We start from the raw sequence: 19,171 nt of genomic DNA, 5'->3' as shown, positions 1-19,171 counted from the left end.
GATGTTGATCGACGCTATGAACACGGAACTACAGTTCACGACGATTTGGGGGGTGCAACTCGATGGCTGATCTCTCGGTGGAGACCGATGCGGTCCGAGCGTTCGCGGCGACCAATGCCGGGGTCGCCGGCGAGATCGCGGGAGCGGGCAATTTCGATGCCGTGCAGAACGTCGCTGCGCTCACGCCGGTATTCGGCCTGATCGGCGCCGATTATCTGGTGGCGTTCGCCGCGGCACAGGTGTTGCAGGCCAAGGACATCAATGATCTGTCGGCCAAATACGACAAGCTCTCGAAGTCCGCGTTCACGGCGGCCGGAGCGTTCGATACCACCGACTTCGGCAACGCGGGCGTACTGAAAGCGATCGCCGACCAGGTCGGAGGCGGGGCATGAGACCGATGGATACCGGCGCGACCGGCGTGATCGCACCCGATCAGCAGAGCGTGGCGATCGAAGAGGCCGTGATCGCGACGCAGAACACCGCCGTCGACGCACTGCAGAATGCGTCGCAGGGATTGAGCGATCTGTCGCTGCCGCAGTTGCCCGCGGATCTGCCGCCGATCGAGGCGCCCGAATTCGTGCTCGCGCGCAAGATCACCGAGGATTCACCGCAGCTGGGGACCATCCCGACGGGCATGCCGGGGCTCAACGGAAATTCGACGCCGGACGCGAGTGCGATTCTGTCCGGTGCGGTACCCCCCGATGTGTCGCAGGCGCTTACCGATGCACAGACCGCGATCAGCCATGCGGCTGCGCCGGTGATGCAGGCGGCGCAGAGCGCGGCGCAACAGGCGCAGAGTGCGGTCAGCAGTGCGCTCGGCGGGACGGGCAACCAGGGTGCCGCAGCGGCAGCAGCGGCGACGAATAGTCCGTCTGATCCGGTCGCGGCGCTGATGCAGGGGCTGTCGATTCCCGGGATTCCCGGGATCGACACGCTGTTCCAGCCGATCCTGGAGCTGCTGAACAGCTTTGGCACCGGCGTCATCGGCGCTTTCGACCCGACCGCGATTCTCAGCCAGTCATCCAAGATCATCGAGGCCGCGGTATCGGTCGGCAAGGGTGGTCTGCAGACCGTCGAGCAGCTGTGGCAGGGCCAGTCGTCCCGCGAGGCGCAGGCCGCCAGCAACACCGCGCAGACCCAGGGGCAGGACACCAGTCAGCGCGGTATCGATATCTCCGAACTCACCCAGCGGGCCGCCGCGGTGGTGCAGCAGGGCAATGCGCAGCTGTTGGGGATCGCGAGCGAATTCGCCACGCAGGCAACCGCACTCGTGCCGGTGGCGCTGACGCCGCCCGGTCAGGCCGCGCTGATCGCGACCGCGACCGAACATCTTGGATCGGCCGTCATGGTCGCCAATGCCACCCGCGGTGACCTGGCCGGGAAGACCGCCGAGCTGACCGGTCTGGTGAACCAGCTGCTCGGGACCAGCGGTCTGCCTGCGCCGCAGGAGGTCGCGCAGGCGGTTATGCAGAACATCGGTGAGCCGATCATGGAACAGGCGCAGTCCGTCGCGCAGGATGCGTCGACCAATGCCGCGGGCCTGTTGGACGGTTCCAGCACCTCTGGTTCGCCGAGCACGTCCACCATGGCGGCATCGACCAATGCCGGGCACACCACCTCGGGGATCTCGGGCATGAGCGGCATCGGAAGCCGTTCCGGTTCGCCCAGCACATCGGGCTCGCCGTCGACGCAGAAGGTGACCGGCATGCCGGGCAGCACCGTGTCACCCATCAGCCGAGTCTCGGGCCTATCCGGCACATCCTTGGGCACGGGTACGTCGACCAGCGCGGCGAGCTCGGGGAGCTCCTTCATGGGCGGCAGCCCCGGCGCCACCGGGCAACGCGGCGGCAACGACGACGAGCACACGCGCAATGTGGACCCGTACCAGAGCCGCACCGGCAACGACGACCTCACCGGGCCGCTCGGTGAGTCCACCCCGGACGTCATCGGTGCGACCCACCCGGATGAACTGGTCAGCTCGGACTACGAACAGGACCAGTTCTAGTCCGAAAGAGTTCTCCAGTGCCCCCGCTCGATTTCGAGTGGGGGCGCTGGTGTTCCAGCTGTGCATACCGTCCGAACGGTGTTGCGGTATCTCAGGCCTGGCGGATGCCGAAGCGCGCAACGTTCCTCGTGGCCATCGGTACCGAGGTCGACAGCTTGCTCAGTGGTCTCGCATGAAGGCGTCGACGAGTTTGCGATAGAGGTCGGTGAAGCGTTTGCGGTTGGCCTGTTGGTCCGAGGTGAGGTTCTCGGTCGCGTCGGGGGCGTACATGAGGACATGAACGTCTTGGTCGGGCGGCGCAGGCATGAGGTCGATGATCTGAGTGCCCTGGTCGGTGGCGCTGGGCATGCCGAGGTCGAGGGCGGCGAGTGATTTGGTTTCCGCCAGAGCGGCATTCAGGACGTCGGCGGAGATGGTGCCGGTGAGCCGCTGCGGTGGGGTGTCGGCGGCGCGGGTGGTGGACGCGGCGTCGGGCTGTGCGACCGCATGGCCGTCGGCGTAGATCTGCAGCACTGGGCGCAGGTCGACTCGCTCGGACCAACCGCTCGGGATGGTGGTGAGTGTCAGTAGTGCCGGGGCGGTCGGTTGTGGTGCGTCGGCAGCGGGTTCGGCCGAGGCGACACCCCAGCTACCCGCGAGTGCCACGACGAGAAACAGCAGTGCCGACTTCGTTCTCCGCATGAAATCCCTATCTACGCTGTGCCACAGTCCAACTGGCCTCGATTATCGATCATCCGTCGGCGATCAGCGTAAGGCCGACGGGTTGTTCAGGTCGGAGGCCGAGTACGTGTCGCATGCTTGGACCTGACCGGATTTGTAGCCGGTGAGGAACCATTTCTGGCGTTGGTCCGAGGAACCGTGGGTCCAGGCCTCCGGGTTGACGCGCCCCTGGGCGGCACGCTGGATTCGGTCGTCGCCGACGGCGGACGCGGCGGAGAGGGCGTCACGGATATCGTTGTCGGACAAGGCTTTCAGGAAGGGTTGATCGCTGCCGGGGGCGGGCTGCTTGTCGGCGAAGTGGGCCCAGATGCCCGCGTAGCAGTCGGCCTGGAGTTCGGTGCGCACCGCGCCGGATTCCGGTCCGCGCGGATCCCGTTGGGCCCGGCCGATATCGCCGAGCAGATTCTGGATGTGGTGGCCGACCTCGTGCGCCACCACGTACTCCTGGGCGAGCGGGCCACCGCTGGAACCGAAGCGGTCGACCAGCTCCTGGAAGAAGGCGGTGTCGAAGTAGGCGGTCCGGTCGGCGGGGCAGTAGAACGGGCCGACCGCGCTGGTCGCATTGCCACAACCGGTCGAGACCGCGCCGGAGAACAGCACCAGCTTCGGCTTCGAATACTTCTTGCCGGTCTGCTGTGGCAGCTGTGCCGCCCACACCGCGTCGAGGCTCTGTGCGGTGAGCACCACCCGGCAGTCGACGTACTTATTGGCGTCCGCGCCGGTCTTGCAGTGCGTGGGCGTGCCCGCGGTGCCGGGCTGCACAGTGCTGCTCTCGCTGCCGTTCAACTGTCCGAGCAGCGAACCGGGATCCCCACCGAGCAACAGGCCGATTACCAGCAGGATGAGACCACCGGCACCCCCGCCGAGGGCGAGCTTGCCGCCCATCCCGGGCCCACCGCCGGAAGAAGCCCGATCCGGGTCGATCTGGAGGCCTTCGTTGAAGGTCATCTGCTTCGCTTTCTCGTGTCCTGAACACCTCGGTCATACCCTGCCGATACAGCTTCGCACGCGGGGCGGCGATATCGGTTTCCTCTCGGGATATGTGTCTCACTACGATGGCAACCGCACCGGATCGCCCTGCCGGTGTCACATTCGTCGAAAGGAATCCCGTGCTGCGCACCCACTTGGCTGGTTCGCTGCGAAGCGAGCACGCCGGTCAGACCGTCACCCTCACCGGCTGGGTGGCCCGGCGTCGTGACCACGGTGGCGTGATCTTCATCGATCTGCGCGATGCGTCGGGTGTGGCGCAGGCGGTGTTCCGCGAGGGCGAGCCCGCGGCGCAGGCGCACAAACTGCGCGCCGAATTCTGCGTGCGGGTCACCGGTGTCGTCGAGCAGCGGCCCGACGGCAACGAGAACCCGGAGCTGCCGACCGGTTCCATCGAGGTCAACGTCAGCGAACTCGAGGTGCTCAACGAGAGTGCGCCGCTGCCGTTCCAGCTCGACGAGCAGCCCGGTGACGAGGCCCGCCTCAAGTATCGCTACCTCGACCTTCGCCGCGAGGCGCCGGGTAAGGCCATCCGGCTGCGGTCGAAGGTCAACGCGGCCGCTCGCGCGGTGCTGGCCCATCATGAATTCGTCGAGGTCGAGACCCCGACGATGACCCGCTCGACGCCCGAGGGCGCCCGCGACTTCCTGGTGCCCGCGCGCCTGCAGCCGGGCAGCTTCTATGCGCTGCCGCAGAGCCCGCAGCTGTTCAAGCAGCTGCTGATGGTTGCCGGTGTCGAGCGGTACTACCAGATCGCGCGCTGCTACCGCGACGAGGACTTCCGCGCCGACCGCCAGCCCGAATTCACCCAGCTCGACCTCGAGATGAGCTTCGTGCGCCAAGAGGACGTGATCCTGGTCGCCGAGGAGATCCTGGAGGCGCTGTGGAAGCTCGTCGGCTACGAGATCCCGTTCCCGATTCCGCATATGACCTACGCGGAGGCGATGCGCCGCTTCGGTAGCGATAAGCCGGACCTGCGCTTCGGTGTCGAGATCACCGAATGCACCGAGTACTTCAAGGAGACCCCGTTCCGGGTGTTCCAGGCGGAGTACGTGGGCGCGGTCGTGATGCCCGGTGGCGCGAGTCAGCCGCGGCGTCAGCTCGACGCCTGGCAGGAGTGGGCGAAGCAGCGCGGCGCCAAGGGGCTGGCGTATGTGCTGGTGCAGGAGGACGGCACGCTCGGCGGTCCGGTCGCCAAGAACCTCAGCGAATCCGAGCGCGAGGGCCTGGCGAAGCATGTCGGCGCGGTACCGGGTGACTGTGTGTTCTTCGCCGCCGGTCCGGCCAAAGCGCAGCGCGCGCTGCTCGGTGCGGCGCGTGGCGAGATCGCGCGCAAATGCGGTCTGATCGATGAGAACGCGTGGGCGTTCGTGTGGATCGTGGATGCGCCGATGTTCGAACCCGCCGCCGAGGCGACCGCGAGCGGCGATGTGGCACTTGGTCATTCGGCATGGACCGCGGTGCACCACGCGTTCACCTCGCCCAAGCCGGAGTCGCTGGACACCTTCGACACCGACCCGGGCTCGGCCCTGGCCTACGCCTACGACATCGTCTGCAACGGCAACGAGATCGGCGGCGGCAGCATCCGTATCCATCGCCGCGATGTGCAGGAGCGCGTCTTCAAGGTGATGGGCATCGGGCACGACGAGGCGCAGGAGAAGTTCGGCTTCCTGCTGGACGCGTTCTCCTACGGCGCCCCGCCACACGGTGGCATCGCTTTCGGCTGGGACCGGATCACCGCACTGCTGGCCGGGATGGATTCGATCCGCGAGGTCATCGCCTTCCCGAAGACCGGTGGCGGTGTGGATCCGTTGACCGATGCGCCCGCGCCGATCACCGCGCAGCAGCGCAAGGAAGCGGGCCTGGACTTCAAGCCGGAGAAGAAGAAGGACGAGGGCGGCGACGCGGGTCGCGCTTCGGAATAGCGCGGGCTGCCGCTGGAACGGTACTTTCTGGTCAGTTTCATCGATGCTGACCACAAGGGGTTCCAGTGCTGCACTTGCGCATGATCAGCCCGGCCGAGCTCACCGACAAGGTGATGGCGGTGCTGAGTGCCGACCCGGGCGTCACCCATGTGACGCTGGCGCGGGGTGTCGCCGTCGAGCCCGTCGGTGATCTGATCCAGGCCGATGTCGCGCGTGAGGCCGCTAATGATGTGCTCGCCGATCTGACCACGCTCGGCATCAAGCACACCGGCGGCATTACGCTCGGCCCCGTCGAGACGGTGATCTCCGATGCGGGTGAGCGGGCCATCGAGGACGCTCCGGGCGATCCGACCGACGCGGTGGTGTGGGAGGAACTGCTCGCCCAGACCCATGAGGAGTCCTCGCTGACGCTGACCTTCGTCGCCTTCCTCACCATCGCCTGCCTGCTCGCGGCCGTCGGCGTGGCCACCGACTCGTCGGTGACGATCGTCGGCGCGATGGTGGTCGGGCCGGAATTCGGGCCACTGGCAGCCTTTTCGGTGGGGCTGTGGCGGCGCGATTTCATGCTCGCCCGCAAGTCGGCTGTCGCGCTGTTGGTGGCATTTCCGGTGGCGATGGTCATTACGCTGTTGGCGACCTTGCTGTGGGAGCAGTTCGGCTGGATCACGGTGACCGGTGTGGAAGCCATCGAGAATGTCGACTTCATTTATGAGGTCGGGCCGTTCTCACTGGTGGTCGCGCTGTTGGCTGGTGCAGCGGGAATGCTGGCGCTGGTCACCGCGAAATCCGCGGCACTGGTCGGGGTGTTCATCTCGGTGACCACCGTGCCCGCGGCCGGATTCGCGGTAATCGCGGCAACTCTGGGGGAGTGGCATATCGCATTCATGTCGGCGGGGCAGCTCGCGGTGAACCTGGCGGGCATCGTCACGGCCGGGGTGCTCGTGCTGGCGCTGCGCCCGCGTGCGGGTAGCGAGGGCGGACCGATCGCCCGGTTCAAGCAGTGGTGGTGGATGCGGTCACTGCCCTCGAAGTGACCGCCAATTCTGTTGCGGGGCCGATGTTCCGGTGCGCTGGGAGCGGATGCGCCCAGCGCACCGGAGGCTAGGACACGGACACGGTGCCGCCGGTGAGTGCCCGGTAGGCGTAGGTCACCGCGATCGTGCACACCGGTCCGGCGACCAGCAGGCCGAAGCCGCACAGCAGGGTGGCGACAAAGGTGATGACCAGTACGGCGAGGCCGAGTAGCAGCACCTGCCCGATATTGGCGATGACCAGCGTCGCGCTGGACTTGATCGCGTCGAACGGACCCTGTTCTTGATCGACGACGAAGTGCAGCGAGAACATACACAGGAATCCGGCGATCAGACCGGGCACGAAGCACAGCGCCGCACCGATCCAGGTGAGCGCGAAGGCGAGCAGTGCTGTCAAGAGGACATTGCCCGCATTCACGAAATGGAAGTAGGACGCGAAAGTCGGTTTGTTGCCGTCGGTTTCATAAAGAGCGCCGCGGATCATCGCGGCCTGCAGCAGCCAGATCGCGACCATGACCGCGAGGAAGATCAGCAACAGACTGAACAGCGAATTCGGTTGCACGGCCTGGACGATGAGCACGAAGGCGAGATAGATGATCACGCCGATCGCGGTAACGGCCAGCCAGGGGCCGAAATTCGCGCGGAACTTCTCCCAGCCGTAGCTCAGGGCATTGCCGACATCGAGAGTCGTCGGCGCGCCGGGAGCGGATTGGTAGCCGTAGGTCGGCGCGCCGGGCTGAGCGCCAGGAGGCATTGCGCCGGGGGGAGGCATCGTGCCGGCCGATTCGAAGCCGGGTTGCGTTGCGCCGGGCGGCGCTGCACCGGGAGGTACGGCACCGGGCGGCATGGTGCCGGGCTTCGCCAGGCCGGGCGCTGCTGCGCCTGCCTGATCGAAGCCAGGTTGCATTGCGCCCGGCGGGACCGCTCCAGCAGGCGTTGCGGCAGCTCCGGGAGGCATCGCGCCAGGGGGCATCGATGCGGGATGCGCCGAGCCGGGACCGGTTCCCGGAGGGCCGTAGCTCGGCTGTCCCGGTTGTCCGGGCGGACCGACCGGCGGTGGCGGCTCCACCGGTTCATTGCCGTACTGCGCCGCGCCGGGACCCTCGAACTGTGGGTAGCCCGCGGGTCCGGCCATCTCGTGCCTGCTGTGTCCGGTGCTGGGTTCCGTCGGGTGCGGATTCGGGCTTTCGTGCTGACCCGGACGCGCGGCGAACTGTTCGCCGTCACCTTCGTCGGGCGCGCCGCCGCTCGGTTCGGGCGAGCCAGTTGGTTCGTTCGGCTTGGGCGACGGTGAGTCGGACATTGTCTGCAGACCTTTCGACGCAACTGGTTTGCGGTGTGGCGCACGGCAGTTGACGATGAGAAAACCGGACAGCCGCAATGGTGTCAAGCAACCAGCGCCCGTTCCGCAACCTTGACGCAGACACGCCGAACGACGCGGAAAGGTTGTGTAACCGCTCGCTAGAAGTGACCCGGTGCGAGTAGCTTGATTAGCGATGACCGCACTATTGGCCGAACGCGCCGCCGAAGTCGTGTCCGCAGCACAGCAGTTGCTCACAAAGCGAATGGGTGCTCCGGTAAAGCTGAGCGATCCGATGGAACTCAGCGGTAGTGGTAGGACGACGGTCCTACGCGTGCGTGTTTCAGAGAACGCCTTCTCCCTGCCCCGGACGCTCATCGTCAAGCAGGTTCGCGGATCCGCGGCGGACCGCACGACGGGTGGACTAGCGCCCGGCGTCGCCAGCATCGACTCCGCGTTTCTACGCGAGGCCGTGTCGTACCAGTTCACTACCGCGCTCAGCCGCGATCAGCGGCCCGGCGCATACCTGATCGCGCACAGCCTCCCGGACCGGCTGCTCGTCCTGAGTGATCTCGGGGAGAACGCCCGGATGACGCAGGTGCTGCAATCCGGTGCGGAACCGGCGACGCGCAACGCGCTCATGGCCTTCGCGCAGGCGCTGGGTCGGATGCATGCGGCAACCGTCGGGCGCGAAGCGGATTTTGTCGCGCTGCTGCGCCGGGTGGATGTGGTGCACCGGGTCGACGGCATCGCGCAACAGGCCGAGGCCGCCATCTCCGAGGTGCCCGGCATGCTGCAGCGCGAACTCGGCATCGAGGTGCCCGGTGAGATCGCCGAGCGGATCGTTCGAGGCAATCGCCTGTTTTCCGCGGGTCGCTTCCGCGCATTCAGCCCCTCGGACCTGTGCCCGGACAATGTGATCCTGAACGAAGATGGCGCACGCTTCCTCGACTACGAATGGGGCGGCTACCGCGACGCCACCCTCGACATCGCCTACGCGCTGGTGTCCTTCCCCGGCTGCCTCTGCGACTTCGAACTGTCCCGCGATCGCGCCAAGCAAATGGTCGAGGCATGGCGCGCCCAGGTCGTCGGCGTCTGGCCCGCCCTGGCCGACGACGCCGTGCTCGACGAACGCATCCTGGAAGCCCGCCTCATCTGGGTCTGGCTCACCACCTACTGGTTCCTGCCCGCCGACCACACCCGCATCGCCGCCGCCCGCGAACACGGCCTCTCCGTTCCGCGCTCGGAAGCCCTGATCAATCGCTGGGCCGCCCTGGCGGAAGACGCGCGCTGCACCGGGGACGACGCGGTCGGGGATTTCGCCGAGGATGTGTCGGCGATGCTCGAAGAGCGCTGGTCGGAATAGGTTTTCGGGTCTGCCGGTTCTCGCCGTCGAAGGTGGTGAAATGGTGGGTCGACATGCCGACGGCAACCACCCTTTGACTGCCGTCGACGAGACGTCCCAGGCAGGGTCAGCGGGTGAGGTCGGACAGGCGGGATTCGAGGTGGGCTCGCTCTATGGTGTTTTCGGTCAGGAGCAGCGCGGATTCGTATGCCCGGGCGGCTTCGGTAATGCGGCCCAATTGAGTCAGGAATGCCGCGCGGGAGGCTTCGAGGTAGCCGTAGGTGGCGAGGGACGGTTCGGCGGCGAGCGTGTCGAGGAGGGCGAGCGCACGGCTCGAATTGCCGGAAAGACCCACTGCTACCGCGTGATTGAGGCGCGCCACCGGTGCGGGCCAGATCCGGAGCAGGAGTACATACAGGCCGGTGATCTCACGCCAGTCGGTTTCCGCCCAGGACGGCGCCTCGTCGTGGACGGCGGCGATGGCGGCCTGCAGGGTGTACCGATCCGTATGTGGCAGAGCGGTTTTCACCAAGGCGATACCCTCGGCGATGGCCGCGCGATCCCAGCGGGAGCGGTCTTGGTGTTCGAGAGTGCACAGGCGCCCTTCGGTATCCACTCGGGCGGCGCGCCGCGCGTCGGTGAGCAGAATCAGGGCCAGGAGGCCGGTGACGGAAGGGTCGTCCGGGACGAGCGCACGCATCATTCGCGCAAGTTGGAGCGCTCGATCGACCAGATCGGCACGCACCAGCGCGTCACCCGACGGCGCGGTGTGACCGGTGGTGAACAGCAGGTGGATGACTGCGCAGATGGCATCGAGCCGGTCCGGGAGTTCGCGCACCGACGGCACTCGATAGGGAATGCGTGCCACCGCGATCTTCTTCTTGGCACGTGTGATTCGGGCCGCCATGGTCGATTCGCTGGTGAGGAAGGCGCGGGCGACCTCGGCGGTGGTGACACCGCAGACCAGACGCAGGGTCAGCGCCACCCGGGCCTCGCGGGCCAGTGCCGGGTGGCAGCAGGTGCTGATCAGGCGCAACCGGTCGTCGGGAATGACCGATGCCGAATCCAGTTCAGCGAGTGCGAGATCGGCGGTGTCGCCGGCCTGGTCGGTGATCAGCATGGGCAGTGCGCGCTGCATGGTCGAATCGCGACGCAGCAGGTCGAGTCCGCGGCGGCGGGCGACGGTGGTCAGCCAGGCACCGGGCTTGGCGGGAACGCCGTGCGCGGCCCACTCGGTGAGTGCCCGCGCGTAGGCGTCCTGGACGCATTCCTCGGCGAGGTCGAAATCGCGGACCAGCCGCACCGTCGCGGCGAGCACGAAGGCCCATTCGCGACGGTGCGCCTGGTCGACGGCGGCAGCCGCATCGGTATCGATCGGCACAGGGCTAGTCGAAGGTCATGATCGGGCGCACCTCGACCCCGCCGAATCGAGCGGGCACCTGCTTGGCCACTGCGATCGCGGCGTCCAGATCCGCGGCCTCGATCAGGTAGTAGCCACCGAGCGCCTCCTTGGCCTCGGCGAACGGGGCATCGGTCACGGTGAAATCGCCGTCGTCCTTCTGCCGGATGGAGGTGGCGGTGGCGGTCGGCTGGAGTGCGTTGCCGCCCTGCACGGCGTCGCCCGCGATCTCCTGGAAGGTTACGTGCGCCTGGTAGACCTCACCCATGACCTGCTCCGATGCGGTCGCGTACGCGTTTTCGTCCTCGTAAATCAGCACCAGGTACTGGCTCATGATCTCGCTCCTTCGGGTTGCGCCGGCCCGCCGATCGGGCCGTCGTATTCGTTCCGACGATCGAGTTCGACGGAAATCGACAACCTCTCGCGAGAAAAATTCTGCTCCTGGAATCGCGTGGAGTCTCGCAAGTCGGGCCGATGCGGCCCCGCCCGAGCGATCAGGCGACCGGTCCCGGGCGTTGCTCGACGCGTTCACCGGAACGAACGGCGAACGAAGCACCGTGACGTATGCCGGAATCGGGATCGGCGACATCGGTGACATAGAACCAGTCCATCTGCGCCTGCGCCGGGGTGACCTCCAGGACGCCGTAGCCGTGCGACTCCATCTCGACGTACCGCAGATGCCGATTCACCCCCTTGACGGACTCCTCTACCGGGACCGCGACCGTGCGCGGCGGCGCCTTCAGCAGCTCGCCGAGACTCGGTGAGGTCACCGACGGGACCACGAATTCCGCGCCCACCGTCGGCCCGCCCGGATAGTTCGCCGGGTCGACGGGCAGGTCGGCGGCCCACGAGGAGTGGATATCGCCGGTCAGGAAGACGACATCGCGGACCTGCTGATCGGCGATCGACTGGAACAGTGTGCGACGGTCGGCGGTGTAGCCGTCCCACTGGTCGGCGTTGGCCGGAACGCCGGATCGCGGCACGCCCACCATGGTCGCGATGGCCTCCGTGGTCGCCGGCTCCAGTGGCGGGAACACCAGCGGTGCGATCATCACCGAATTGCCGACGAGCTTCCACTGCACCGGCGCGGACGCCAAACCGGCCGTGAGCCAATCCATTTGGGCCTTGCCGGTGATGGTGCGCGCCGGGTTGTCGACCTCGCGCCAGCCCGCGACCGGTTCGACCTCCTGATCGCGGTAGCTGCGCAGGTCGAGCATGGACAACTCGGCGAGGTTGCCGAAACGCAGCCGCCGATAGATCTGGACGTCGGCCCCCGAACTGCTCGCCCGGACCGGCATCCACTCGAGATAGGCGCGGGCCGAGGCGGCGCGGCGCTGCTGCCAGTCGCCCTCGGTGGCCGGATCGTGGTTGTTCGCACCGCCGGACCAGGCATTGTCCGCGAATTCGTGATCATCCCAGGTGCAGATGAACGGCACCCGCGCGTGCAGCGCCAGCAGATCCGGATCGGTCTTGTACTGTGCGTGCCGAATGCGATAGTCGGCCAGGGTGACGATCTCGTTGGCGGGCTCGTGTGGACGTACCGCGCCGCTGCGCCCGCCGTATTTGCCGCGGCCGTACTCGTAGATGTAGTCGCCGAGGTGCACGATCGCGTCGAGGTCGGTGCGATCGGCGAGATGCCGGTACGCGCCGAAGTATCCCGCCTCCCAATTCGAGCAGGACACCACGCCGAAGCGCAGGCGATCGACCGCCGCAGAAGTGGCCGGAGCCGTTCGGGTGCGGCCGACGGGGGAGTGCACGCCGAATGCGGTGAAGCGGTAGAAGTACGTGCTGCCGGGCTGCAGATCGGTCACATCGATCTTGAATGTGTGATCGTAATCCGCTGTGGCCGTGTCCATTCCGGATGCGATCACGGATGCGAAGCGCTCATCGGCGGCCAGTTCCCAGCGCACCGCCGCGGATTCGCCGATGCCGGAACCGGGCGTCGCGTCGTCGGAGACGGTGACACGAGTCCAGATGATCACGCCGTTCGGCAGCGGATCACCCGAGGCGACGCCGTGACGGAATACCGGCCCCTCGGCGCGTACTGGCGTGGCGACCGCGAATGCGGCGACAGTCGCCACGGCACCACCCTTGAGCAGAGTGCGTCGAGCGAAAGGCTCGGAATCCGGGACGACGACGTTTTCAGCCACGGCTGCGATCACAGCCGATCCACGGTCGGCGAGGCAAATCGGCACACGACCCGGAGCTGTCGGTGCTCCTCGGTAACGTGCTCGGTGTGAGCGAAGGCTTATTCGACGTGCCCGGCGACGAGGTGCCGACCGGACACTCCATCGACAGTGTCGTGCGCCGCGATGCCGGTGCGCCGCTGGCGGTGCGGATGCGGCCCGCGACATTGGACGAGGTGGTCGGCCAACAGCATCTGCTCGGGCCCGGCTCGCCGCTACGGCGGTTGATCGAGGGTTCGGGCGCGGCGTCGGTGCTGCTGTACGGACCGCCGGGAACCGGCAAGACCACGCTGGCGTCGCTGATTTCGCAGGCCACGGGCCGGCGCTTCGAGGCGCTGTCGGCCTTGTCGGCCGGGGTGAAGGAAGTGCGCGCGGTCATCGATGTGGCCCGCCGCCGTCTCACCGCGGGCGAGCAGACCGTGCTGTTCATCGATGAGGTGCACCGTTTCTCCAAGACCCAGCAGGACGCGTTGCTGGCCGCGGTGGAGAACCGGATCGTGCTGCTGGTCGGCGCGACGACCGAGAATCCGTCGTTCTCGGTGGTCTCTCCGCTGCTGTCGCGCTCGCTGGTACTGCAATTGCAGTCGCTCACCGCCGCCGATATCCGGCTGGTGCTCGAACGTGCGCTCGCCGACCCGCGTGGTTACGGCGGCGCGTACACGGTGACCGAGGCCGCGCTCGAGCATATTGTGCGGATCGCGGCGGGTGACGCGCGCCGGGCGCTCACCGCGCTGGAGGCATCGGCGGAATCCTCGTTGGACGGCACCGTCGATGTGGATCTGGTCGAGGCCAGTGTGGACAAGGCGGCCGTGCGCTACGACCGTGCCGGTGACCAGCACTACGACGTGGTGAGCGCCTTCATCAAATCCATTCGCGGCTCGGATGTCGATGCGGCACTGCACTACCTGGCCCGCATGCTCAGCGCGGGCGAGGACCCCCGCTTCATCGCCCGCCGCCTGGTGATTTCGGCGAGCGAGGATATCGGCATGGCCGATCCGATGGCGCTGCAGACCGCGGTCGCGGCCGCGCACGTCGTGCAGCTGATCGGCATGCCCGAGGCCCAACTCACTCTGACCCACGCGACGATTCACCTGGCCACGGCCCCCAAATCCGGTGCCGTGCCCGCCGCGCTCGGCGCCGCCCTCGCCGACATTTCGGCAGGCAACGCGGGGGCGGTCCCGGCTCATCTACGCGACGGCCACTACGCGGGAGCCGCCGCCCTCGGCAACGCCCAGGGCTACAAATACCCGCACGACGACCCGGACGGCGTACTGGCCCAACAGTATCCACCCGACGAAATCGTCGGCCGCGATTACTACACCCCGACCGACCACGGCGTCGAACGCGATATCCAACGCCGCGTCGAGAAGCTGCGCAGAATCGTCCGCGGACGATAAACGCTCACTTCGCCGCAGACCGGTTCCGGATCGGCCCCGTCAGCGGAGGTGGACCACCCCGGTCGCTGAAAAAGGGGATGCGGGGCACCGGTAGGCTGGATATCTGTGCAGACCCACGAGATCCGACGGCGATTCCTGGACCATTTTGTCCGTGCCGGACACACCGAGGTGCCCAGTGCCTCGCTGATCCTGGCCGACCCGACCCTGTTGTTCGTCAACGCGGGCATGGTTCAGTTCAAGCCGTATTTCTTGGGTCAGGAGGCGCCGCCGTTCCCGCGCGCGACCAGTGTGCAGAAATGCGTCCGCACCGGTGATATCGAAGAGGTCGGCGTCACCACCCGGCACAACACCTTCTTCCAGATGGCGGGCAACTTCTCCTTCGGTGACTACTTCAAGGAGGGCGCCATCACCCTCGCCTGGGAGTTGATCAGCAAGTCGCAGGAGGACGGCGGCTACGGCTTCGATCCGGAGCGGATCTGGGTGACGGCCTACGAATCCGATCCGGAGGCCGCCGAGATCTGGCACCGGGTCGCGGGCATCCCGAAGGAGCGGATCCAGTTCCGCGACGGCAAGGACAACTACTGGGATATGGGTGTGCCCGGCCCGGGCGGCCCGTGTTCGGAGATCTACTACGACCGCGGTCCCGAATACGGTAGGGACGGCGGCCCGGCCGCCGACGAGGACCGCTACCTGGAGATCTGGAATCTGGTCTTCATGCAGGACATCCGCGGTGAGCAGAGCCCCAAGCTCGGCTACCCGCCGGTCGGATCGCTGCCCAAGAAGAACATCGATACCGGCATGGGCGTCGAGCGCATCGCGCTGCTGCTGCAGGGCGTCGACAACGTCTACGAGACCGACCTGCTGCGCCCGATCATCGATAAGGCCGAGGAGTTGACCGGCCGGTCCTACGGTGTCGAACACGAGGACGACCGCCGCTTCCGCGTCATCGCCGACCATGCCCGCACCTCGGCCATGCTGATCGCCGACGGCGTCAACCCGGGCAACGAGGGCCGTGGCTATGTGCTGCGCCGCCTACTGCGCCGAATCGTGCGCTCGGCTCGGCTGCTCGGCGCGGACAAGCCGGTGATCGGCGAATTCATGAAGGTCGTCAGCGAGCTGATGTCGCCGTCGTATCCGGAACTGGCCACCGACTTCGCGCGGATCGAAAATGTCGCGGTGGGTGAGGAGACCGCGTTCCTCAAGACGCTCAATACCGGCTCCCGGTTGTTCGCCGATGCCGTCGATGAGGTTGCGGCCAAGGGCGGCAAGACGATTCCGGGTCTGGACGCCTTCAAACTGCACGACACCTACGGCTTCCCGATCGAGCTGACCCTGGAGATGGCGGCCGAGGCCGGACTGTCGGTCGACGAGGAGGGCTTCCGCTCGCTCATGGCCGAGCAGCGGAAAATGGCCAAGGAGGATGCGCAGGCGCGCAAGCACGGACATGCCGACCTGTCCATCTACAAGGAGTTGGTCGACCGCGGCGCAACGGAATTCACCGGTTTCGACGAGCTGACCTCCGAGGCGCACGTCCTCGCGCTGATCGCGGACGGTGTCCGGGTGCCGACCGCCACCATCGGCCAGGACGTGGAGGTGATCCTGGACCGCAGCCCGCTGTACGCGGAGTCCGGTGGTCAGATCGCCGATCGCGGCACCATTACGGCGCAGGGCCTCAAACTGCGCGTCAACGATGTGCAGAAGATCGCCAAGAAGCTGTGGGTGCACAAGACCACGGTCGAACAGGGCCAGATCACCGAGGGCGATGTCGTACTCGCCCAGGCCGATCCGGCCTGGCGCCACGGCGCCACCCAGGGCCACTCCGGCACGCATATGGTGCATGCCGCGCTGCGGCAGGTGCTCGGCCCGAACGCCGTGCAGGCCGGTTCGCTGAACAAGCCCGGCTACCTGCGCTTCGACTTCAACTGGCAGGGCCAGCTCTCCGAACAGCAGAAGGCCGACATCGAGGCCGTCTCCAATGACGCGGTCGGCTCGGACTTTCCCGTGAACACCTTCGTCACCGATCTGCCCAAGGCCAAGCAGATGGGCGCGCTCGCGCTGTTCGGCGAGAACTACGGCGACGAGGTGCGCGTGGTGGAGATCGGCGGACCGTTCTCGATGGAGCTGTGCGGTGGTACGCACGTACAGCATTCCTCACAGATCGGCCCGATCACCGTGCTCGGCGAATCGGCGATCGGTTCCGGTAAGCGACGCGTGGAAGCCTTCGTCGGCCTGGACTCATACAAGTATCTGGCGAAGGAGCGTGCGCTGCTGGCCGGTGTCGCGTCCTCGCTGAAGGTGCCTTCGGAGGAGGTGCCCGCGCGCGTCGAGCAGCTCGTGGAGCGGCTGAAGGTGGCCGAGAAGGAGCTCGAGCGCACCAAGATCGCCACGGTGCTCGCTTCGGCGGCCAAGTTCGTGGACGAGGCCGAGCGGGTCGGCAGCGTGCTGCTGGTTGCCGCGGCCGCGCCCGAAGGTGTCACCGCCGGTGACCTGCGCACCCTCGCCACCGATATCCGCGGCCGGTTCGGCACCGAGCCTGCGGTTGTCGTGCTGCTCGGCAATGCCGATGGCAAGGTGCCTTTCGTCGCGACGGTCAACAAGAGCGCGCAGGATCTCGGCTTCAAGGCCGGTGACCTGGTCGCCAGCTTCGGCCCGAGCATTTCCGGTCGCGGTGGCGGCAAGCCGGAGATGGCGCAGGGCGCCGGTTCGGACCCCTCGGGAATCGAAGTCGGTCTGGCCTCGGTCCGTGCCCGGGTGGCCGAACTCGCCGAGTGATGGGCGACTCGGACAGTCATCGTCCCTCACCCGACACCGATCCTGGCCGCGGCAGGCGGATCGGCATCGATGTCGGCAGTGTCCGAATCGGGGTCGCCTCCAGCGACCCGGACGGCATGCTCGCCACGCCCGTGGAAACGGTGGCGCGCGCGAAGCCGAATAAGCGCGCGCCCGGACCGGCAAGCGACATTTCCAGAATTGCCGAAATTGTGCGGGAATACGAGGCTGTCGAGGTCATCGTCGGTCTGCCACGGACATTGCGCGGGGAAAAAGGGACCGCAGCCGATGCGGCGATGGCGTTCGCGGAGCGTTTGCGCGCAGTCATAGCACCCGTGCCTATCCGACTTTCCGACGAACGTTTGACTACGGTGTCAGCTGCACGTGCATTGCGGGACAGTGGAGTTCGCGCGCGTGGCCAGCGGCAGGTGATCGATCAGGCGGCCGCCGTAGCGATCCTGCAGGGATGGTTGGACGAACGGAGTGCGGTGTTGAAGTCGGCCGAAGCGGCGTCTGATTCCGGAGACGGTGCATGACGGATCGATGGGCGCGAGCCGAGGAACGTTTCCGTCAGCGCGAGGCTGAGCGGCGTTACCGGCGAAACGACCAGGCATGGGAGGACTACGACGACGACACCACGGTCATTCCGCGCTATACCGACGAAGATCACGACGAGGTACTCGCGGCCGAGCGTTCGCGGCGTGCGACTCAGCGGGCCGAGCGCGGGGAACCGCGGCGTGGGCGGCCGCAGCGGACCGAGGGAGCGGAGCCGCAGCGGGCCCGCGGTGACGGGCTGGGTGGCGGACGCTCCGGTGCCGCGTCCGCGCGCTCTGGGCGCACCAGGTCCGAGCGCGGCGGGAGTCGGACAGACGAGGAGCGTGCGGAGTCCCGCTCGGAGCGTCGGCGCAGTGCGCCCTCACGCGGCCGACGGTCCCGGGCAGCCTCCCGCAAGGCCGCCGAGCGCAAGAAGCGCCGCCGGAATCTGTGGCTGATCGGTGCGCTGTTCGTGGCGCTGTTCGCCGGCGCCGCGGTATTCGCGGGAATGAAAGTGGTCAAGATGTTCGGCGCGCCCGAGGACTTCGCGGGTCCGGTCGGACCGCTGGTGGTGGTGCAGGTCCATCCGGGCGATACGTCGAACCAGATCGCGGAGGAGATGCACAAGAAGGGCATCGTCGCGAGCAGTGAGGCCTTCTTCCAAGCGGCCGTGCGCAATTCGAATATGAACTCGGTGCAGCCCGGCTACTACGCGATCCCGAGTCACAGCCCGTCCACCCAGGCGGTGACGGCACTGCTCGGCAAGAGTTCGCGGGTCGGCAATCTGGTCGTCTCCGAGGGACGGCAGCTGCACGATCAGCAGGACGTGAATACCGGCTCGCGCAAGGACGGCATCTACCGCAAGATTGCCGACGCCAGCTGCGTCGGCACCGGTACGAATCAGAAATGCCTCACCTACGACCAGCTCGATGCCGCCGGTTCGGGTGCGGATCTGACCGCCCTCGGCGTGCCGAGCTGGGCCGAGCAGCGGGTGCGTGACGTACCCGACCGCAGCAGGCAGCTGGAAGGTCTTATCGCCGCGGGCACCTGGGATTTCGATCCCAGTGGTACGCCGGATCAGATTCTGAAGCAGCTGGTGAGCGCGAGTGCGCGCAGCTACGAGTCGACCGGTCTGCTGCAGTCCGGCGCCGAGACGAAGCTGAACCCGTACCAGACCCTGATCGCCGCCTCGCTGGTGGAACGCGAAGCGCTGCCGCAGGATATGGGCAAGGTGGCGCGGGTGATCGTGAACCGGCTCGCGGACAACCAGCCACTGCAGTTCGACTCGACGGTGAACTACGCACTGGACCGCACCGAGGTCGCGACCACCGACACCGACCGTGCCAAGCGCACGCCGTGGAACACCTACGCCATGCCGGGACTGCCTGCGACCCCGATTTCCGCGCCGTCGTTGAATGCGATGCGCGCCGTGGAGAATCCGGAGCCGGGGACATGGTTGTACTTCGTGACTGTCGACAAACAGGGGACCACCTTGTTCACCGAGAGCTACAGCGAACATCTGCGCAATATCGAAAAGGCCAGGCAGAGCGGAATTCTCGACAGTGGGCGGTGA

15 protein-coding genes are annotated in these 19,171 nt (G+C 67.0%); 9 read left to right on the top strand and 6 right to left on the bottom strand.

The window, feature by feature from the left end:
- Positions 1 to 62: 62 nt before the first annotated feature.
- Positions 63 to 392 (top strand): type VII secretion target, encoded by a 330-nt coding sequence (locus ACZ60G_RS07495; RefSeq protein ID WP_465808131.1) that lies wholly within the window; start codon positions 63 to 65, stop codon positions 390 to 392.
- On the top strand, positions 389 to 2,005 hold the full coding sequence (locus ACZ60G_RS07490; RefSeq protein ID WP_465808129.1) for a hypothetical protein: 1,617 nt from the start codon (positions 389 to 391) through the stop codon (positions 2,003 to 2,005). Before ACZ60G_RS07495 ends, ACZ60G_RS07490 begins: the two co-directional genes overlap by 4 nt.
- A gap of 159 nt (positions 2,006 to 2,164) precedes the next feature.
- Here ACZ60G_RS07490 and ACZ60G_RS07485 read toward each other — a convergent pair whose 3' ends face one another.
- Together ACZ60G_RS07485 and ypfJ are read right to left on the bottom strand one after the other, a co-directional pair.
- Positions 2,165 to 2,686, bottom strand: a complete 522-nt coding sequence (locus ACZ60G_RS07485) for a hypothetical protein (protein ID WP_465808127.1) — start codon at positions 2,684 to 2,686, stop codon at positions 2,165 to 2,167.
- A 63-nt stretch (positions 2,687 to 2,749) separates the two neighbouring features.
- On the bottom strand, positions 2,750 to 3,673 hold the full coding sequence (gene ypfJ, locus ACZ60G_RS07480; protein ID WP_465808125.1) for a KPN_02809 family neutral zinc metallopeptidase: 924 nt from the start codon (positions 3,671 to 3,673) through the stop codon (positions 2,750 to 2,752).
- A 161-nt stretch (positions 3,674 to 3,834) separates the two neighbouring features.
- Here ypfJ and aspS point away from each other — a divergent pair, with 161 nt between their 5' ends.
- Positions 3,835 to 5,637 carry an aspartate--tRNA ligase gene (gene aspS / locus ACZ60G_RS07475; RefSeq protein ID WP_063047240.1) on the top strand — a complete coding sequence of 601 codons (1,803 nt, stop codon included), beginning with the start codon at positions 3,835 to 3,837 and terminating at the stop codon, positions 5,635 to 5,637.
- Between the two features lie 65 nt (positions 5,638 to 5,702).
- Positions 5,703 to 6,671 carry a DUF389 domain-containing protein gene (locus tag ACZ60G_RS07470; RefSeq protein WP_465808123.1) on the top strand — a complete coding sequence of 323 codons (969 nt, stop codon included), beginning with the start codon at positions 5,703 to 5,705 and terminating at the stop codon, positions 6,669 to 6,671.
- A 67-nt stretch (positions 6,672 to 6,738) separates the two neighbouring features.
- Here ACZ60G_RS07470 and ACZ60G_RS07465 read toward each other — a convergent pair whose 3' ends face one another.
- Positions 6,739 to 7,971, bottom strand: a complete 1,233-nt coding sequence (locus tag ACZ60G_RS07465; RefSeq protein WP_465808121.1) for a DUF2189 domain-containing protein — start codon at positions 7,969 to 7,971, stop codon at positions 6,739 to 6,741.
- 193 nt (positions 7,972 to 8,164) lie between these two features.
- Between ACZ60G_RS07465 and ACZ60G_RS07460 the strand changes: the two genes are divergently transcribed.
- Entirely contained in the window at positions 8,165 to 9,334 is a 1,170-nt protein-coding gene (locus ACZ60G_RS07460; protein ID WP_465808119.1) for a phosphotransferase family protein, read from the top strand.
- A gap of 106 nt (positions 9,335 to 9,440) precedes the next feature.
- Here ACZ60G_RS07460 and ACZ60G_RS07455 read toward each other — a convergent pair whose 3' ends face one another.
- From ACZ60G_RS07455 to ACZ60G_RS07445, 3 genes are all read right to left on the bottom strand, one after another.
- Entirely contained in the window at positions 9,441 to 10,694 is a 1,254-nt protein-coding gene (locus tag ACZ60G_RS07455; protein ID WP_465808117.1) for an RNA polymerase sigma factor, read from the bottom strand.
- 4 nt (positions 10,695 to 10,698) lie between these two features.
- Positions 10,699 to 11,046 carry a YciI family protein gene (locus ACZ60G_RS07450; protein ID WP_327099960.1) on the bottom strand — a complete coding sequence of 116 codons (348 nt, stop codon included), beginning with the start codon at positions 11,044 to 11,046 and terminating at the stop codon, positions 10,699 to 10,701.
- A 160-nt stretch (positions 11,047 to 11,206) separates the two neighbouring features.
- The gene (locus ACZ60G_RS07445) at positions 11,207 to 12,862 is read right to left on the bottom strand and encodes an alkaline phosphatase D family protein (RefSeq protein ID WP_465808115.1); all 1,656 of its coding nucleotides are present in this window, start codon (positions 12,860 to 12,862) and stop codon (positions 11,207 to 11,209) included.
- Between the two features lie 86 nt (positions 12,863 to 12,948).
- Between ACZ60G_RS07445 and ACZ60G_RS07440 the strand changes: the two genes are divergently transcribed.
- From ACZ60G_RS07440 to ACZ60G_RS07425, 4 genes are all read left to right on the top strand, one after another.
- Positions 12,949 to 14,295 carry a replication-associated recombination protein A gene (locus ACZ60G_RS07440; protein WP_465808113.1) on the top strand — a complete coding sequence of 449 codons (1,347 nt, stop codon included), beginning with the start codon at positions 12,949 to 12,951 and terminating at the stop codon, positions 14,293 to 14,295.
- Positions 14,296 to 14,400: 105 nt separating this feature from the next.
- Complete coding sequence (gene alaS / locus ACZ60G_RS07435; RefSeq protein WP_465808111.1) at positions 14,401 to 17,067, top strand: alanine--tRNA ligase; 2,667 nt, start codon at positions 14,401 to 14,403, stop codon at positions 17,065 to 17,067.
- Positions 17,067 to 17,600, top strand: coding sequence for a Holliday junction resolvase RuvX (gene ruvX / locus ACZ60G_RS07430; protein WP_465808109.1), 534 nt, complete (start codon positions 17,067 to 17,069; stop codon positions 17,598 to 17,600). Before alaS ends, ruvX begins: the two co-directional genes overlap by 1 nt.
- Positions 17,597 to 19,171: an endolytic transglycosylase MltG gene (locus ACZ60G_RS07425; protein ID WP_465808107.1), complete on the top strand. Its 1,575-nt coding sequence runs from the start codon at positions 17,597 to 17,599 to the stop codon at positions 19,169 to 19,171. Before ruvX ends, ACZ60G_RS07425 begins: the two co-directional genes overlap by 4 nt.

The organism is Nocardia sp. NPDC102475 (genome assembly GCF_055584605.1).
This window is presented reverse-complemented; position numbering and strand designations above follow the sequence as displayed.